Genomic DNA, 15,962 nt, shown 5'->3' on the forward strand with positions numbered 1-15,962 from the left:
AGAAAAAGCACCCCGGTCCGAAAACCGGGGTGCTGCCGAAGTCCCGGCCCGCCGCTGACGGCTTGCCGGCCCATCTTCTGGTGGGCCCTGTGGGGCTCGAACCCACGACCCACGGATTAAAAGTCCGATGCTCTACCAACTGAGCTAAAGGCCCCCAGTCGTATCGGGACGACTGTTACCGCCGGGGTTTCCCCTGGCAATCCAGCCGTCGACGAATCGACTTCTCCACTTTATCGCACAGGGGACGTATCTCACGAAACATCGTGGCGCACACTTTTCGTTTCGCCCCGGGAGCAGCCGCGCCGGCCCCGCTCCTGTCCGTGGAGGCACTCCTCGACGCCCGTTCCCGGGGCGGAGTATTCTCAAATTATGAGTGAGTCCAATGAAATGCCCCCACGGCATCACAAACCCAAGCTGTACGCTCCGCTGGACTTCGCCAACATCCCCGGAGGCGCGGATCCGGCCCGAGTATCCGAAGCGGCCCACCTGGCAGCCCAGGCACTGGTCCACCACGGCAGGGAGAGCTCCGATCCGGAGATTACCCGCCGCCTGGTGAAACTGGCGGACCGGCAGGGCCTGGAATCCATCGCGGAGATGTGGGCGGAAAGCCCCGCCCGCTCGCTGCCGGGTGCCCTGTGGCGCCTCTATGCCCTCCGCGCAGCCACTCAGCAGAATCCGGAGCGGGTCGCCGCCTACTACGCCGCAGGCAAAGACGTCGCCCAGGTGTCCAAGGTGGTGGCCGGAGTAGCGGAACCCCTGGGCGCTGATGAGGTCAAAGCCATGGCTGACACCATCCTCTCCGGGGCTTTCGAAGGAGAGTTTGACGTAGCCCTGGAGCGCTTCGCTGCATTCTGCCGCGTGGTGGCCCTGGGCCAGACCCATCATGCAGATTCAGCGGAGGCAGGCAGCACGGACAAGGCGACGCAGCTCACCCGCAATGCCCGCCAGTTGATGCGCACCGCCGAAGACCTGGAGTATTCAGCGGCTGCCTGGCGTCGGGGAGAGCTGGATTAGGGGCCGTCCGAAGCCCATGTTGACAACATCGGCGAAGCGTAGAAAACTGAAATTGGTGTCGGACCGCGGAACCCCCGGGCTTCAACTTAGAGCCGCTTCGAGCGGCCTTCCGCCGAGAGGCGCTCCCGGTCCGGCACCGCTTTTGGATCTTCCTTCACAGCCGATAATCTTGGGCTCGTGACCTACTTCGCGCAGGACCCCCACTCCGGCCGGCAACCCCGGGTTGCCCTGTGAGGCTGCGGCTCTTTCCCCAGGAAAACGCGGGGCTCGAGCTCCTTTCCCAGATGGGCGGCGTCCTCATCCGCGGCGCAGGGACCCTCTCAGAGGTCCTCGGCGCAGAACCGGCTGACTATGAACGCCTCGCCGAGCACATGCATCAGCTGGAGGCTGAATCCACTGACCTGCATTTCGCGCTTATGACGCAGATGAGGTCAAGCTTCATCAACCCACTCCCCCGCGAGGACCTCTACGACCTTTCCCTCACGCTGATGTCAGCAATGGAAAACCTCGACGCCGCAGCGGAAATCATCTCGCTGTACCGGCTGACAGGCATTTCAAAACGTGCGGCCGAACAGCTTGAAGTCATTGGCCGGCAGGCCGAGCTGACGGCAAGTGCCATGCGCCGCCTGGCTTCACTGGAAGACCTCGACGACTACTGGATTGAGATGCTGCGCCTGTCCAAGCGCACCGAGCGCACCCACCGCATCTGGGTGTCCGAACTCCTGCGCGACCACAAGCCGCTCACGTATGCCCGGCACAGGGACCTCGCCGACCAGTTGGCCGGAACCACCGCTTCACTGCGGCAGTGCGCCACCGCCGTGGGCGGCATCCTGGTGCGGGAATCCTAGGTGGAGCCGGTTCTGCTGGCCGCCGTGGTTCTCTTTGCAGGCGCCTACGCCTTCATCAACGGGTTCCATGACGTTTCAAACTCCGTAGCCACCTCGGTGCGCACCCGCGCACTGACTCCCACCGTCGCCGTCGTGCTTGCCTCCGTTTTCAACCTGACCGGCGCGCTGCTGAGCACAGCGCTGGCCCTGGTTCTGGCGGATCGGTTCATCCAGCTGCCGGCGGGAACCCCCGGCCTGGGCATCCTCATCGCGGGTTTGCTGGCGGCGTGCGGCTGGGGGCTGTGGACCTGGTGGCGGCGCATGCCCTCGTCCTCAACGCACGCCCTGGTGGGCGGCATAGTCGGCTCGGGAGCCGCGTCCACCCTGGTGGGAGGCCCCAACATCGCCGAGTCCTATCAGGTGCTCCTGCAGCAGATTGTCCTGCCGCTGCTGCTCTCCCCCGTTATTGCCTTTGTGCTGGCCTACCTGCTGGTTTTTCCGACCACATGGCTCATGCGCTACAGCTCGCCGCGGCGCGGAGACGCGGGGAACCGGATTGCCCAGTCAGTGTTCACCTCGGCGTTTTCCCTGGGGCACGGCATGCAGGACGGGCAGCGGACAATGGCTGTGATTGTCCTGGCGCTGGTGGCCGCCGGATTCTCCGGCACCACCGGCATTCCACTCTGGGTACAGATCTTTTCCGGCGTGGCACTGGCCGCGGGCAGCCTGTTCGGCGGCTGGCGGATCAGCCGCACACTCGGCAGCCGTCTGGTGCGCATTGACCCGCTGCGCGGCATGAGTGCGACGGCGGTCAGCTCGTCCATGCTTTTCCTGGGCGCCGTATGGCTTCAGATCCCGCTCTCCAGCACGCAGACCATGACTTCGGCGATCGTGGGCGCCGGCGCCAACCAGCGGTTCTCCACTGTCCGCTTCATTCCGCTGCGGGAAATCCTGGTGACGTGGCTGGTCACAGCACCGGTCACCGCACTGCTGGGCGGGATTCTCTTCCTGGCCATCAGCCCGCTGCTCTGACCTGCCGGGCGGGAAAGCGCCGGGGAGCCGGGAACGGTCTCTATCCGAAGCGTCCGGAAACGTAGTCCTCCGTGGCCTTCTGGGACGGGTTGTTGAAGATGACCGTGGTGTCGTCATACTCGATGAGCTTGCCCGGCTTGCCCGTGCCGGCAATGTTAAAGAACGCAGTCTTGTCCGAGACCCGGGCTGCCTGCTGCATATTGTGGGTCACGATCACCACGGTGTAGTCACTCTTGAGTTCCTCGATGAGGTCCTCAATGGCGAGAGTGGAGATCGGGTCCAAGGCCGAGCACGGCTCGTCCATGAGGATGACCTCGGGTGAGACGGCGATGGCGCGGGCGATGCACAGGCGCTGCTGCTGGCCGCCGGAGAGGCCGGAGCCGGGCTTGTCCAGGCGGTCCCGGACCTCCTTCCACAGGTTGGCCCCGGTGAGCGACTTCTCCACGAGGTTGTCCGCATCGGATTTGGAGATGCGCTTGTTGTTCAGCTTCACGCCGGCCAGGACGTTGTCCCGGATGGACATGGTGGGGAACGGGTTGGGGCGCTGGAACACCATGCCGATGTGGCTGCGCACGGTCACGGGGTCCACGCCGGGACCGTAGAGGTTCTCCCCGTCCAGCAGGACTTCGCCCTCCACGCGGGCACCGGGAAGGACTTCATGCATGCGGTTCAGGGTCCGCAGGAAGGTGGACTTTCCACAGCCCGAGGGTCCGATGAACGCCGTGACGGAGCGGGCCTCAATGTTGATATTGACGTTTTCTACGGCCAGGAAGTCGCCGTAGTAGACGTTGAGGTCCTTGACGTCGATTCGCTTGGACATGTGATTCCTTTTGTTCGAGGTTCTTCGGGGGCGGGGCAGCGGTGCCTCCGCAGGGGGGGGTGGTTCCGGTCAGCGTCCGGTCTTGGGCGCAAACATCCGGGCGATCAGACGGGAACCCAGATTCAACAGCATCACCATGATGATCAGCAGCAGCGCCGCCGCCCAGGCACGCTGTGTGCTGGGATCCGTGTTGGTGGGCGAAGTGGGACTCATTAGCTGCCGGTAAATGTAGGTGGGCAGGGTGCTCATCCAGCCCGCAAACACGTTCATGTTGATGGTGTTCACAAACCCTGCGGTGACCAGCAGCGGGGCTGTCTCGCCGATGACGCGGGCAATGGCCAGGGTGACGCCCGAGGCGATGCCGGAAATCGCCGTCGGCACCACCACCTTGAGGATGGTGCGCCACTTGCGCACGCCCAGGGCGTACGAGGCCTCCCGCAGCTCATTCGGCACGATCTTGAGCATTTCCTCGGTGGATCGCACCACCACGGGGATCATCAGGACGGAGAGGGCGACGGCGGCCACAAAGCCGGTGCGCACGCCCGGTCCGAACACCAGGGCGAAGAAGGCGGCGGCGAACAGGCCGGCAACAATGGACGGGATTCCGGTCATGACGTCCACAAAGAAGGTGATGGCACGGGACAGCGGGCCGCCGTTGCTGTATTCCACGAGGTAAACGGCGGTCAGCAGGCCGATCGGCACGGAGATGATGGTGGCCCAGAGGGTGATCAGCAGCGTGCCCACAATGCCGTGGTACGCCCCGCCCAGCACCGGGCCGCCCGTTTCGGCACTGTTGTTGTCCACGGCTCCGGTCATGCCGCCCATGGAGGTGAACAGGAAGTCCGGGCTCAGCCCGGCCAGGCCCTTGGACAGCACAGTGAAGATCACGGAGACCAGGGGAACCAGCGCCAGCAGGAAGGAGCCGCAGATCAGGTAGGTGGCAAAGCGGTCCACCGCGCGCCGGCGCCCCTCGACGATCCAGGTCATGACGGTGGCGCCGAGCACGAAGATCACCGCGGTGAAGATGGTGAAGCTTGCGATGCCGAAGCCGATCAGGGCCGACAGGGCCGCGCCCAGGATGACTGCCGCGCCCAGCGCCACCCATACTGCGTACGGCGGGAGCTGGTTCTTGGTCAGTGTCGCCGGACGGCGGCTGAGTGTTTGTGTCTGCATCAGTTGGCTCCGGAGAATTCTTTATGGCGGCTGATGATCCAGCGCGCAATCACGTTCACGGCCAGGGTGATCAGGAACAGCACCAGGCCGGCGGCGATCAGCTCGGACAGGCGCAGCCCGTACGCCTCGGGGAAGTTCAGGGCAATTTCCGCGGCGATCGTCTGGTTGCCCGGACGGATCAGGCTGGCAATCAGGCCGCCGGAGGAGAGAACCAGGGCCACGGCCATGGTTTCGCCCAGGGCGCGTCCCAGACCCAGCATGACGGCGCTGATGACACCAGGCCGGGCGAAGGGGAACACCGCCATGCGGATCATTTCCCAGCGGGTGGCACCCATGGCCAGGGCCGCTTCCTCATGCAGTTTCGGGGTTTGCAGGAAGATTTCACGGGTCAGCGAGGTGATGATCGGCAGCACCATGACGGACAGCACAATCCCCGCCGTCAGCATGGTCTTGCCGGTCTGGCTGGCCGGACCGGAGAAGATCGGGATCCAGCCGGCGTTGTCGGCCAGCCAGGTGTAGGGACCCACCAGGGCCGGTGCCAGCACCATCATCCCCCAGGCTCCGTACACAACTGACGGGATGGCTGCCAGCAGGTCAATAAGGTAGCCCAGGCCCTGTGCCATGCGGCGCGGCGCGTAGTGCGAGATGAACAGCGCGACGCCGATGCCCACCGGCGTCGCGATCAGCAGGGCGATGGCTGCAGCGATGACGGTGCCGATGACCAGCGGCCAGATGTAGGTGAAGAAACCCTCCCCGCCGCTGATGTCCGCGGAATCGGCGGTAAACGTGGGCAGCGCCTGCCAGAGCAGGAACACAGCCACGGAAAACAGGACAAGAAGGATGAGGCAACCGGCCAGGAGCGTGATTCCGGAGAACACCTTGTCTCCGGCACGGCCGGCACCACCGGTGCCTTCTATGGACTTGCTGGACACTGCACAACCCTTCGGTTCTTCACTGGCAACTTCTTAAACTCTACTGACCCTGCGCTGATCCCTTTGACGCGGGGCCTCAGTCTGACTCCGCAATCCCCCCATTTACTGTCCCACGGCCCGGCGGAGGGTGCGAATAGGAAGCGTTCCCCCGGGTGGCGGCGGAAGCTCCGCCGCCACCGGAGGGCACGGGCTACTTCGCGACGCTGATGCCTGCCAGTGCGGCTTCGGCCTTCTCGCGAAGCGGCTGTGAGAGCTCCGCGTTGCCTGCTGCGTCCGCTGCAGCTGCCTGGCCCTCCTCACTGACCACGTAGGAGCCGAAGGCCTTCACCAAATCTACGGTTTCAGAATCCGGGTAGGTGGTGCAGTAGATGTGGTAGGAGACCAGGACCACGGGGTAGGCTCCGGATTCGGTGGTGTCGCGGACCAAATCCATGGCCATGTCGCCGTCGGGGCGGCCCTCGCCGGTCACCGGAGTGGAGGCTTCCACCGCCTTCGCCGCGGCCTCGGAACTGTAGGGGACGTACTCTGCGCCAACCTTTACCGCTACCGTGCCCATGCCCTCGACGGCTGAGGCGTCCGCGTACGTGATGGCTCCGTCAGTGGCGCCGGCAGCAGACACGACGCCGCTGGTGCCCTGGGCATTCTCCTGGCCGTCCAGATCGGCCGGCCATTCACCGCTTGCCTCGGTGCTCCACACGGCCGGCGCTGCAGCCGCGAGGTACTCGGTGAAGTTTTCGGTGGTTCCCGACTCGTCAGAGCGGTGAATAACCGTGATGGGCGTATCGGGCAACTGCGCACCCTCATTCTGGCCCGCGATCGCCGGGTCATTCCAGGTGCTGATTTCACCGCGGAAGATGCCCGCAATCGTCTCGGCATCCAGGTTGAGTTCATCCACGCCGTCCAGGTTGAAGGCGATGGCGATGGGGGAGATGTAGGCGGGAATGTGCAGAGCACCGTCCGGCCCGCATGCCTCGATGGAGGCTTCCACTTCCTCGTCCTTCAAATGGGCATCCGAACCGGCAAACTGCACACCGCCGGCCAGCAGCGCCTTGCGGCCGGCTCCCGATCCGTCCGGAGAGTACTGCACTGCGGTGTCCGGGTTCACTGCGGTGAACCCCGCGATCCAGGCCTGCATGGCAGAGTCCTGGGAGGAGGCGCCGGACCCGGAAAGCGTCCCGGCCAGGGTGCTTTCCGATGAGGACGACGGCGTGCTGCCGCCGGCCGGGGTGATGGCGCTGTCGCTGCCGCACGCCGACAAGGCGAGCGCGGCGGCTGACAGCAGTGCTGCGGAACGAACTATGCGAATTACCGACACGTCTGGCCCCTTTCAAGGGCTCGTTTTCCGTAGAGCAGGTGTCCCGGCACGTTCCGGCACACCGGGACGTTCTGCCGCCCCTCCATCGATGGTGGACGGAGAAGGTTAACGAAAGGTGAACGGGGCCAAGCGGCGGAGGAAACTCTGGCCGGCACACCCGCGGCCACAAGGTGCCGGTGTTGTCCCCGCCGGATTTGCCCCTTCACCGAAGTACGTCACAGTGCTCTTCGGATGGAGGGCGCACCGCTCGGCCCCTAGACTGTTGGCATGCCCCCACGTGACCGCCTTGCCCAAAGCCGGGGGTTCCTGCGCAACCGGGCAAAGGTTGGGCTGCGCCGAAGCCGCGATTCGATCATCCCCGCACTGCAGATGACCATCTGCGCCGTCGGGGCGTACGGCTTTGCCGAGTATGTGCTCGGCCATGAGGGACCGCTCTTCGCGGCCACTGCCGCGCTCATATCGCTGGGCTTTTCCCGGGAACCGCGTACCCGCCGGGTACTGGAGGTTGGCATTGGCTGCACCCTGGGAATCACCATCGGTGAACTTCTGCTGCACACACTGGGCACCGGACTGTGGCAGGCCGCCGTCGTACTCTTTCTCTCCGTCATGCTTGCCCGTTTCCTGGACCGGGGCGTCATTTTCACCACTCAGCTGGGCCTTCAGTCTCTGCTGGTGGTACTCCTTCCCGCTCCCGACGGCGGCGTGTTTACGCGCAGCGCAGATGCCCTCGTGGGCGGATTGTTTGCACTGCTGGTCACTATGCTGGCTCCCCGCGATCCCCGGCGGGAGCCAAAGTCCAATGTCCGCGATCTGCTGCACGAGCTCTCCGCGGTGCTGCGGCAGTGCGCCGAAGCGGTGGCAAAGAGTGATTCCACCGTTGCCTGGCATGCCCTGGTGCGTGCCCGCAACACGCAGCCCCAGCTGGATCTGCTCACGCGCAGCGTGCGTGATGCCCGGGAGATTGCCAGAATATCCCCGGCCTACCGGCGGCATCTGGCCGAGCTCGGTGACCTGCGCGGATCCATCGGCTACCTGGACCTCGCAGTGCGCAACAGCCGGGTCTTCGCCCGCCGCACCACGTCGGTCATCAACCACGCCTCCCTCGATGACGAGGCTATTGAGCGCGTCACCGAAGTTGTCAATGACACGGCCGACGCCGTCGATATCCTCGCCCGCGCGCTGGCCGGCGGTGAGTCGGCGGGTGCGAGGGAGCGGCATCTTCGCCAGGCACGCAACGAACTCTCCGCTGTGGGTGCGCAGCTGAACCCCGGATCGCTGGGCATCACCAACATCCAGGGCGACGCGCTGATCATGCTATTCCGGCCGCTTGTGGTGGATCTGCTCGAGTCCACGGGACTCAGCCACGAGGAAGCAGTGAGCTGCCTGTCCGAGGTGTGATCCGGTGTGGTCCCCAGGCCGCGGGGGCACGGCGCGGAAGTGTCAGTGCGGCGGGATAGCCTGTTTTTATGGCCACGAAGACAACCCGCGCAAAAACCGCCAACTACCGATGCGCCGAGTGCGGCTGGACCACCGCCAAGTGGGTGGGCCGCTGCGGTGAATGCCAGGCCTGGGGCACTGTGGAGGAAGCCGGGGAAGTCATTGCCCGCACCACTGCGGCAGCCACCGTTGCACGCCCGGCGCAGCGCATTGCGGACGTGGACTCCACCACCGCCGCTTATCAGGCCACGGGAGTGGATGAGCTGGACCGCGTTCTGGGCGGCGGACTGGTCCCGGGTGCCGTTATCCTGCTTGCCGGTGAACCGGGTGTCGGAAAGTCCACGCTGCTGCTGGATGTGGCAGCCAAAGTGGGAAACCTCGGACGGGAGGTCCTGTACGTCACCGGTGAAGAATCCACGGCGCAGGTGAAACTGCGCGCCGAGCGCATCGGCGCGGTTTCGGATTTCCTGTATTTGAGTGCGGAAACCGATTTGGGGCAGGCTCTGGGCCAGGTGGAGCAGGTCAAGCCCGCGCTGCTGATCGTTGACTCCGTGCAGACCCTGAGCAGCGCCGCTGTGGACGGCAGCGCCGGCGGAGTCAGCCAGGTCCGCGAAGTGGCTGCCTCCCTGATTGCGGCGGCCAAGGAACGGAACATGACCACCCTGCTCGTGGGGCACGTGACCAAGGACGGCTCCATCGCCGGGCCCCGGCTGCTGGAACACCTCGTGGATGTGGTCTGCCAGTTCGACGGCGACCGCCACTCCCGTCTGCGCCTGCTGCGGGCCGTGAAAAACCGCTACGGTCCCACCGATGAAGTGGGCTGCTTCGACCTGACGGAGGAAGGCATTGTGGGCCTCGCCGACCCCTCCGGGCTGTTTGTGTCCCGGACCAAGGAACCCGTGTCCGGCACCTGCATTACCGTCACGCTGGAAGGAAAGCGGCCCCTGGTGGCCGAGGTCCAGGCATTGTTGGCCGAAACCAGCAACGCGCAGGCCCGGCGTGCCACCAGCGGACTGGATTCCTCCCGGGTCGCCATGCTCCTGGCAGTGCTGCAGCAGCGGGCGTCCATGAATCTGGCCAAGGATGACAGTTACGTGGCCACCGTGGGCGGGGTCAAGCTCAGCGAGCCGGCCACCGATCTGGCAGTGGCCCTTGCCGTTGCGTCCGCCAAGATGAACAAACCCCTTCCCGCCCAGCTGATTGCCTTTGGGGAGGTTGGCCTGGCCGGAGAAGTGCGGCCCATCCCCGGCATAGCCCGGCGGATCCAGGAAGCAGAACGCCTCGGTTTCACGCACGCGGTGGTTCCGGCTTCACCCAACGGTCCCGGCGCGGTTCCGGCCGGTTTCCACGTCCGGGAGGTTTCCACCCTGACGGAGGCACTCAAGCTCCTGTTCTAGGACGGCGCGCACCTGCGGCGGACGGCACAAAGGTGGTCATTGTCCCGTGCGGGACCACTACTATAGGGAAAGTGTCTGTGCATTGTCCGCCCAGAACGCCCGTGGGCCCGACGGCCGGAAGGAAGTGACCGTGGCACGAAGTCCCGAAGATTCATTGAAGGCCACCCTGGCCCGGGTTGCGCCGGGAACCGAACTCCGCGATGGCCTGGAGCGCATTCTCCGCGGCCGCACCGGCGCGCTGATCGTCATGGGATTTGACCGCACCGTTGACTCCATCTGCTCCGGCGGATTCGACATCGGCATCGATTTTTCGCCCACCCGCCTGCGGGAACTGGCCAAAATGGACGGCGCCATTGTCTGCGACAAGGACGCCAAGACCATTCTGCGCGCAGCAGTGCAGCTGGTGCCGGACCACACGATCGAGACGCACGAATCCGGAACCCGGCACCGCACAGCGGAGCGGGTAGCCATCGAAACCGGTTTCCCCGTCATCTCGGTCAGCCAGTCCATGCAGATCATCCAGCTCTACGTCGGCGGACTGCGCCACGTGCTGGAGGGTTCCGAGCCGGTGCTGGCCCGCGCCAACCAGGCCCTGGCCACTCTGGAACGCTACCGGGCGCGCCTGGACCAGGTCACCAACTCCCTCTCCGCCCTGGAAATCGAAGCCATGGTCACGGTCCGGGATGTTGCCGTCACCCTGCAGCGCCAGGAAATGGTGCGCCGCATTTCCGAGGAAATCTCCCAGTATGTCCTCGAACTCGGGGTGGACGGCCGCCTGCTGTCGCTGCAGCTCGAGGAACTCACCGCCGGCTTGGGGCCGGGCAGTGAGATGATCGTCCGCGACTACGCAGACCTGCAGGACGGCAGCCAGCGGCCCGAAGACCAGGTGGCCACGCTGCAGAACCTCAGTTCCTCCGACATGGTGGACCTGAGCAAGATTGCCGCCGTTGTGGGCTTTCAACCCGGCCAGGATTCGCTCGAGGCCGTGGTGCAGCCCCGCGGCTACCGGCTGCTCAGCAACATCAAGTCCGTGCCGCCGGCGGTCTCCAACCGGCTGGTGGACCACTTCGGCGGTCTGCAGAACCTGATGGCCGCCAACATTGATGACCTGATGACGGTGGACGGCATCGGCGAGCAACGCGCCCGCACCGTGCGCGAGGGGCTCTCCCGCATTGCCGAGACCAGTCTGCTCGACCGTTTCATGTAGCGGGCGGACCGGCTTTATGATCCAGCAGTCCGGTCACTCGAGTTCGAAGGTGGTCCGTTCGCTGCTGATGTTCCCCAGACGCGCGGTGAACGAGTAGGTTCCCGGGTTGGGATTGCTGGCAACTTCCGAGCATCCGGGGGCCGAGCGCTGGCGGTCCCAGCTGAACTTTGCCGTTTCCACGGTGTTGGGCTTAATGGTCTTGAACAGATCCTCACCGGCCTGCTGGCAGTCGGCGGAGGAAAAGATCCGGTCTGAGCCGCTGGTGATGATGAACTCCATTTGGCTGGTGCCCACGTTGACGTCGCATGCCTCCGCCCCGGTGTTGGTGACCGTCATGGTCAGCATGGGTGCAACGCCGGCGGTGTAGCTCAGAGCGTCGGTGGTGGCGCTGACTCCCACGGAGGCCGGCGGACACAGTGCCGGTGCGGCGGTTGCGCTCGCTGTGGCTGCCGGGCTCGCGGCCGGAGCTGTCGGAGCAGCAGTGCCGGCGGGCGCGGCTCCGGGCTGCTGGCTGTCCGGCCCGGGCAAAGTGGCTTCCTCAGTTGTCTCAGTCGCGGAAGCGCTGTCGTCCCCCCGCAGCATGTTGACCGCTGCGCTGATGCCTGCGACAAGGCCCATCAGGACCAGGAGCACCAGGATTCCTGCGACGATCCTGCGCCGCCGGTAGACAGCCGCACTGGGCCGCTCTAGAGCCCTGTTTGATGTTTCGTTCCCAACCATGACTTAAGGCTAGGTACCCGGCCCCGGATTACCTGCCGCACCACGCCGGTTAGTAGAGTATTGCTGGTCATAACCAAGGGAGAATGCATGGAACCGGGCCTGCAGCAGGCACCGCAGCTGCATACGGAAATCATCAGCTGGTTCACGGCCAATGCACGCGATCTGCCGTGGCGGCGTCCCGGGTGCAGCCCGTGGGGTGTGTTCGTCAGTGAGATCATGCTGCAGCAGACCCCCGTGGTCCGGGTATTGCCGGTGTGGGAGCAGTGGATGAAGCGCTGGCCGGAGCCGTCCGCCCTGGCCGCCGAGCCGAGCGGGGAAGCGGTTCGCGCCTGGGGCCGGCTGGGGTACCCCCGGCGTGCGCTTCGGCTGCATGCCGCTGCCGCCGCCATGACGGACCGCTTCAACGGTTCCGTTCCCGCAACCCGGGAAGAACTCCTGACTCTGCCCGGCGTGGGCACCTACACCGCTGCGGCGGTTGCCTCTTTTGCCTTCGGCCGCAGGGAAACAGTGGTGGACACCAATATCCGCCGGGTCCATGCCCGGGCACTTTCGGGCAAGGCGCTGCCTGCGCCGGCGCTGAATGCCGCTGAAATGCGCCTGGCCGTGGCACTGCTGCCCGACGACGACGCCGCCTCCGTCGCCTGGAATGCGTCCGTCATGGAGCTGGGCGCTCTTGTGTGCACTGCCCGGTCCCCCAAATGCGCGGTGTGTCCGGTGCGGCAGCGCTGCGCCTGGGTGGCGGCCGGAGAACCAGCACCCGATTATGTGCCCAAGGGACAGGCCTGGGCCGGCACCGACCGGCAGGTCCGCGGCGCCCTCATGGCCGTGCTGCGGCAGGCCCGGGAGCCGGTCCCGCGGAATCTGCTCCTTGGCCCGGCGGACCTGATGACGGCCGCGGCCGCAACTGGCAACACGGCAACAAGCTCAGCGGAAGCGGACGCCGGGACGGACGCAGCCGCGCTGGCCAAGCTGCACGCCCTGCAGGCGCCCGCCGAACAGCTGGAGCGCGCCCTGGCCGGTCTGCTGGCGGACAAGCTGGCCCAAGAAAACGACGCCGGCCTGCAGCTTCCCGTCTGAACACAGCAGCACCGCCGGCCCCCCAGGCTAAATCTCGCCGAAACCGTTGCGAACTTCCAGGGCCATCATCTCCACGGCCCGGGCCGCATCGGGACCGCGTGCCGTCACGGTCAGGGTTTGCCCCTGTCCCAGCCCGAGCGTCATCAGCATCATCATGGACTTGGCGTCCACTCCGTTGATGCGGACCTCCGCATCCAGGTCCGACATGGCCTGGGCCACGGCTGCGGCAGGGCGGGCATGCAGTCCCGCCGGGTTAATGAGCTCCCACGAACCGGTGTGAACCCCGGCATCATCGGGATCGAAATCATCGTCACCGGCATCGCCCGGCTCCCCCGCGCCGGCCGCCGGTTCCGCGCCGGGCCGCTCCCCCGTCCCTGTCCGGGCGGCGGCTGTCGGTTCCGTACCGGGCTGGGCTCCGGATTCCTGGGTGCCGGTGTCCGGGGTGCCCGCCGGCCCCGGTATTCTCCCTGCCGACTCGGCTTCCTGCAGCACTGCCTGCAGGGTTCTTCCGGTTTGGGCGGCAACTGCCGCCGCCACGGTTCCTTCAACCAGCGGCGCGTCGGCCAGGCGGACACGTGCCCGCTGCTCATCTTCAAGGAATTCCACTGCCGTTTCCGCGGTCATGACCGCTGATCCCAAGTCGGCAAGCAGCAGTGCCCCGTCGCCGGTGTCCGCCGCCGCAATGGCAGCGGAGATTTTCTCCAAGCTGGTGCCGATCCCGCCGTCGTCCGTACCTCCGGCCGTTTCGATGGTGACGTCCCGTGCCATCTGCGCCGCCAGCTCCCGGAGACCCTCAGCGAGTTTGGCACTGTGCGAAACGATCACCAATCCAACGCTCATGAGCCCTCTTCCGCCGCTTGTGCCGCCGCCTGCAGGATCAGGACAGTGGAAGCAGCCCCGGGATCAAGATGTCCGGCACTGCGCTCTCCGAGGTAGCTGGCGCGGCCTTTGCGGGCTATCAGCGGTTCGGTGCCGGCAAGGCCGGCCCGGGCTCCGTTTGATGCGGCGGCAAGCACCTCAGCGGATGAGGCCGAGGCGCCGGCTGCTGTCTGGGCTGCCTCAACTGCCGGCGTCCAGGCATCCACCATGGTTTTGTCTCCGACTTCGGCTTTTCCGCGGGCAACAATTCCGTCCCGTGCGGCTGTGAGGACAGTGACCAACGTTCCTGGATCCAGGTCCGGTGCCGGTCCCGCCGCCGTGGCAGCCCGCAGGAAGGCCGTGCCGTACAGCGGCCCGGCTGCCCCGCCAACTTTGGACATCAGGGTCATAGCGGCAAGCTTCATCACGTCACCCGGAGTGGCCGGGGTTCCGTCCGCATCCAGCTTCTCCACCACCGCCGAAAATCCGCGGTCCATGTTCTCGCCATGGTCCGCGTCACCGATGTCCCGGTCCAGGTCGATCAGGTGCTGCCGGTTCTCGGCCATGGCTGCGGCTGCTGCACGCATCCACCGGTCTGCCCACGCTGCGTCCAGTGACATGGTTACATCCCCCATCGCAGGGCCGGCGTGTTGACCGGCGAGTCCCAAAGTTCCGTCAGTTCATTGTCCAGCCGCAGCACCGTCACCGATGCCCCCTGCATGTCCAGGGCCGTGATGTAGTTTCCCACCAGGGAACGTTCAACCCGGATACCGCGCTCGGCCAACACTTCCGCTGCCCGGCGGTAGACGATGTACAGCTCGCTCAGCGGGGTTCCACCCATGCCGTTGACGAACAGGAGCACAGGGTCCCCGGAGGAGGCTCCCAGGTCCTGCAGTACGGGTTCCAGCAGCTGGTCCGTGATGCTGTTGGCGTCCGCCATGGGCATCCGGCGCCGGCCCGGCTCGCCGTGGATTCCTACTCCCAGCTCAATTTCATTGTCGGCCAGGGTGAAGCTTGGTTCCCCGGCATGGGGAACGGTGCAGGGGGCGAGGGCCACTCCCATGGACCGGACATTGGCATTGACGCGTTCCGCCACCGCGGCCACCTGCTCCAGCGTGTCTCCCCGTTCCGCTGCCCCGCCGGCGATCCGCTCCACCAGCACCGTTCCGGCCACTCCCCGGCGGCCCGCCGTGTACAGCGAATCTTCCACTGCGACGTCGTCGTTCACCACCACTGTGGCGACGGTGATGCCCTCCGCCTGCGCCAGTTCAGCAGCGGTCTCAAAGTTCAGGATGTCCCCGGTGTAGTTCTTGACGATCAGCAGGACCCCGGCGCCGGTGTCGGTTTCAGTGATTGCCGGAAGGATCTGATCCGGAGTGGGGGAAGTGAACACGGCACCGGGGACTGCCGCGTCCAGCATCCCGGTGCCTACGTAACCGCTGTGCAGCGGTTCGTGTCCGCTGCCGCCGCCGGAAACCAGGGATACCTTGCCCCGCGACGGCTCCCGGCGGAGCACGAGGTCAGGATCGCTGTGGACACGAACCAGGTTATGGTGGGCCAGCCCAAATCCTGCGAGGGACTCCGAGACAACCCTGCGCGGGTCATTGATCAGCTTCTTCATCTTTGAGCAGCTCCTTCAGCGCAACGGCCCGTACAGGCGATGCGGCTGCACCGGTGTGTTCGGGATCAGGACATCTGTGAGACTGCTTTCGACCCTACCCCCGGGACTGACCGTTGGACAGGCGAACGGAGGGATCGCATTAAACAGCGGCGGGAGGGGCATCATGCCCCTCCCGCCGCCTCCCGGACGTGTTATATCCGAGGAAGGTCTACTTGCCCTTGAAGGCATCCTTGATGTTTTCGCCGGCCTGCTTGGCACTGCCCTTGGCCTGGTCGCCGTGTCCTTCAGCTTCCATGCTCTCGTTGCCGGTGGCCTTACCGAGGCCTTCCTTGACCTTGCCGCCAAGCTTCTCGGCTGAATTCTGCACCTTGTCATCTGCGCCCATAATTGGATCCCGCTTTCTGATCGTGGTCCGCCGGCAACTGCCGGTTCGCCGGACCGTGAATGATGCTAAGTACCCTGAGCTTATCCACCGGCAGGAGCAAAAGGCCAGCTGATGAGGGTCTGTTCCCCTGATCGCGAACACCCGCCC

Annotated in this window: 16 protein-coding genes and 1 tRNA gene; 7 read left to right on the forward strand and 10 right to left on the reverse strand. The window is 65.6% G+C overall.

Annotated elements, in window-relative coordinates; genetic code table 11:
- Positions 1 to 78: 78 nt before the first annotated feature.
- Positions 79 to 154, reverse strand: a tRNA-Lys gene (locus CXQ89_RS00455).
- 215 nt (positions 155 to 369) lie between these two features.
- On the opposite strand from CXQ89_RS00455, the gene CXQ89_RS00460 reads away from it, so the two are divergent.
- From CXQ89_RS00460 to CXQ89_RS00470, 3 genes are all read left to right on the forward strand, one after another.
- On the forward strand, positions 370 to 1,014 hold the full coding sequence (locus tag CXQ89_RS00460) for a hypothetical protein (protein WP_104053577.1): 645 nt from the start codon (positions 370 to 372) through the stop codon (positions 1,012 to 1,014).
- Positions 1,015 to 1,244: 230 nt separating this feature from the next.
- Entirely contained in the window at positions 1,245 to 1,862 is a 618-nt protein-coding gene (locus CXQ89_RS00465) for a DUF47 domain-containing protein (protein ID WP_104159948.1), read from the forward strand.
- Positions 1,863 to 2,873, forward strand: a complete 1,011-nt coding sequence (locus tag CXQ89_RS00470; protein WP_104053575.1) for an inorganic phosphate transporter — start codon at positions 1,863 to 1,865, stop codon at positions 2,871 to 2,873.
- 40 nt (positions 2,874 to 2,913) lie between these two features.
- Here CXQ89_RS00470 and pstB read toward each other — a convergent pair whose 3' ends face one another.
- The 4 genes from pstB to pstS all read right to left on the reverse strand — a co-directional run bounded on the left by pstB (position 2,914) and on the right by pstS (position 7,113).
- Positions 2,914 to 3,693 carry a phosphate ABC transporter ATP-binding protein PstB gene (pstB, locus tag CXQ89_RS00475; RefSeq protein WP_104053574.1) on the reverse strand — a complete coding sequence of 260 codons (780 nt, stop codon included), beginning with the start codon at positions 3,691 to 3,693 and terminating at the stop codon, positions 2,914 to 2,916.
- Positions 3,694 to 3,762: 69 nt separating this feature from the next.
- Positions 3,763 to 4,866 carry a phosphate ABC transporter permease PstA gene (gene pstA / locus CXQ89_RS00480; protein WP_104159949.1) on the reverse strand — a complete coding sequence of 368 codons (1,104 nt, stop codon included), beginning with the start codon at positions 4,864 to 4,866 and terminating at the stop codon, positions 3,763 to 3,765.
- Positions 4,866 to 5,798 carry a phosphate ABC transporter permease subunit PstC gene (gene pstC, locus CXQ89_RS00485; RefSeq protein ID WP_104053572.1) on the reverse strand — a complete coding sequence of 311 codons (933 nt, stop codon included), beginning with the start codon at positions 5,796 to 5,798 and terminating at the stop codon, positions 4,866 to 4,868. The genes pstA and pstC overlap by 1 nt, the downstream gene beginning before the upstream one ends.
- Positions 5,799 to 5,988: 190 nt before the next feature.
- Positions 5,989 to 7,113: a phosphate ABC transporter substrate-binding protein PstS gene (pstS, locus tag CXQ89_RS00490; RefSeq protein WP_104053571.1), complete on the reverse strand. Its 1,125-nt coding sequence runs from the start codon at positions 7,111 to 7,113 to the stop codon at positions 5,989 to 5,991.
- A gap of 267 nt (positions 7,114 to 7,380) precedes the next feature.
- Here pstS and CXQ89_RS00495 point away from each other — a divergent pair, with 267 nt between their 5' ends.
- The 3 genes from CXQ89_RS00495 (at position 7,381) to disA (ending at position 11,154) form a co-directional block, all read left to right on the forward strand.
- Positions 7,381 to 8,511, forward strand: coding sequence for an aromatic acid exporter family protein (locus tag CXQ89_RS00495; protein WP_258059751.1), 1,131 nt, complete (start codon positions 7,381 to 7,383; stop codon positions 8,509 to 8,511).
- 68 nt (positions 8,512 to 8,579) lie between these two features.
- Complete coding sequence (radA, locus tag CXQ89_RS00500) at positions 8,580 to 9,947, forward strand: DNA repair protein RadA (protein ID WP_104053570.1); 1,368 nt, start codon at positions 8,580 to 8,582, stop codon at positions 9,945 to 9,947.
- Between the two features lie 130 nt (positions 9,948 to 10,077).
- The gene (disA, locus tag CXQ89_RS00505; protein ID WP_104053770.1) at positions 10,078 to 11,154 is read left to right on the forward strand and encodes a DNA integrity scanning diadenylate cyclase DisA; all 1,077 of its coding nucleotides are present in this window, start codon (positions 10,078 to 10,080) and stop codon (positions 11,152 to 11,154) included.
- A gap of 33 nt (positions 11,155 to 11,187) precedes the next feature.
- Here the strand turns inward: disA and CXQ89_RS00510 are convergent, their stop codons facing one another.
- Positions 11,188 to 11,874, reverse strand: coding sequence for a hypothetical protein (locus CXQ89_RS00510; RefSeq protein WP_104159950.1), 687 nt, complete (start codon positions 11,872 to 11,874; stop codon positions 11,188 to 11,190).
- An 87-nt stretch (positions 11,875 to 11,961) separates the two neighbouring features.
- Here CXQ89_RS00510 and CXQ89_RS00515 point away from each other — a divergent pair, with 87 nt between their 5' ends.
- Positions 11,962 to 12,951, forward strand: coding sequence for an A/G-specific adenine glycosylase (locus tag CXQ89_RS00515; protein WP_104053568.1), 990 nt, complete (start codon positions 11,962 to 11,964; stop codon positions 12,949 to 12,951).
- A gap of 27 nt (positions 12,952 to 12,978) precedes the next feature.
- On the opposite strand, the gene dhaM is transcribed toward CXQ89_RS00515, so the two are convergent.
- The 4 genes from dhaM to CXQ89_RS00535 form a co-directional block, all read right to left on the reverse strand.
- Positions 12,979 to 13,791: a dihydroxyacetone kinase phosphoryl donor subunit DhaM gene (dhaM, locus tag CXQ89_RS00520; protein ID WP_104159951.1), complete on the reverse strand. Its 813-nt coding sequence runs from the start codon at positions 13,789 to 13,791 to the stop codon at positions 12,979 to 12,981.
- Complete coding sequence (gene dhaL, locus CXQ89_RS00525) at positions 13,788 to 14,429, reverse strand: dihydroxyacetone kinase subunit DhaL (RefSeq protein ID WP_104053566.1); 642 nt, start codon at positions 14,427 to 14,429, stop codon at positions 13,788 to 13,790. The genes dhaM and dhaL overlap by 4 nt, the downstream gene beginning before the upstream one ends.
- A 2-nt stretch (positions 14,430 to 14,431) precedes the next feature.
- Positions 14,432 to 15,430, reverse strand: coding sequence for a dihydroxyacetone kinase subunit DhaK (dhaK, locus tag CXQ89_RS00530; protein ID WP_104053565.1), 999 nt, complete (start codon positions 15,428 to 15,430; stop codon positions 14,432 to 14,434).
- Positions 15,431 to 15,638: 208 nt separating this feature from the next.
- On the reverse strand, positions 15,639 to 15,815 hold the full coding sequence (locus CXQ89_RS00535) for a CsbD family protein (protein WP_104159952.1): 177 nt from the start codon (positions 15,813 to 15,815) through the stop codon (positions 15,639 to 15,641).
- Positions 15,816 to 15,962: the final 147 nt, after the last annotated feature.

It is taken from the genome of Arthrobacter sp. ZGTC212, assembly GCF_002929255.1.
In the GTDB taxonomy this organism is placed as follows: domain Bacteria; phylum Actinomycetota; class Actinomycetes; order Actinomycetales; family Micrococcaceae; genus Arthrobacter_B; species Arthrobacter_B sunyaminii.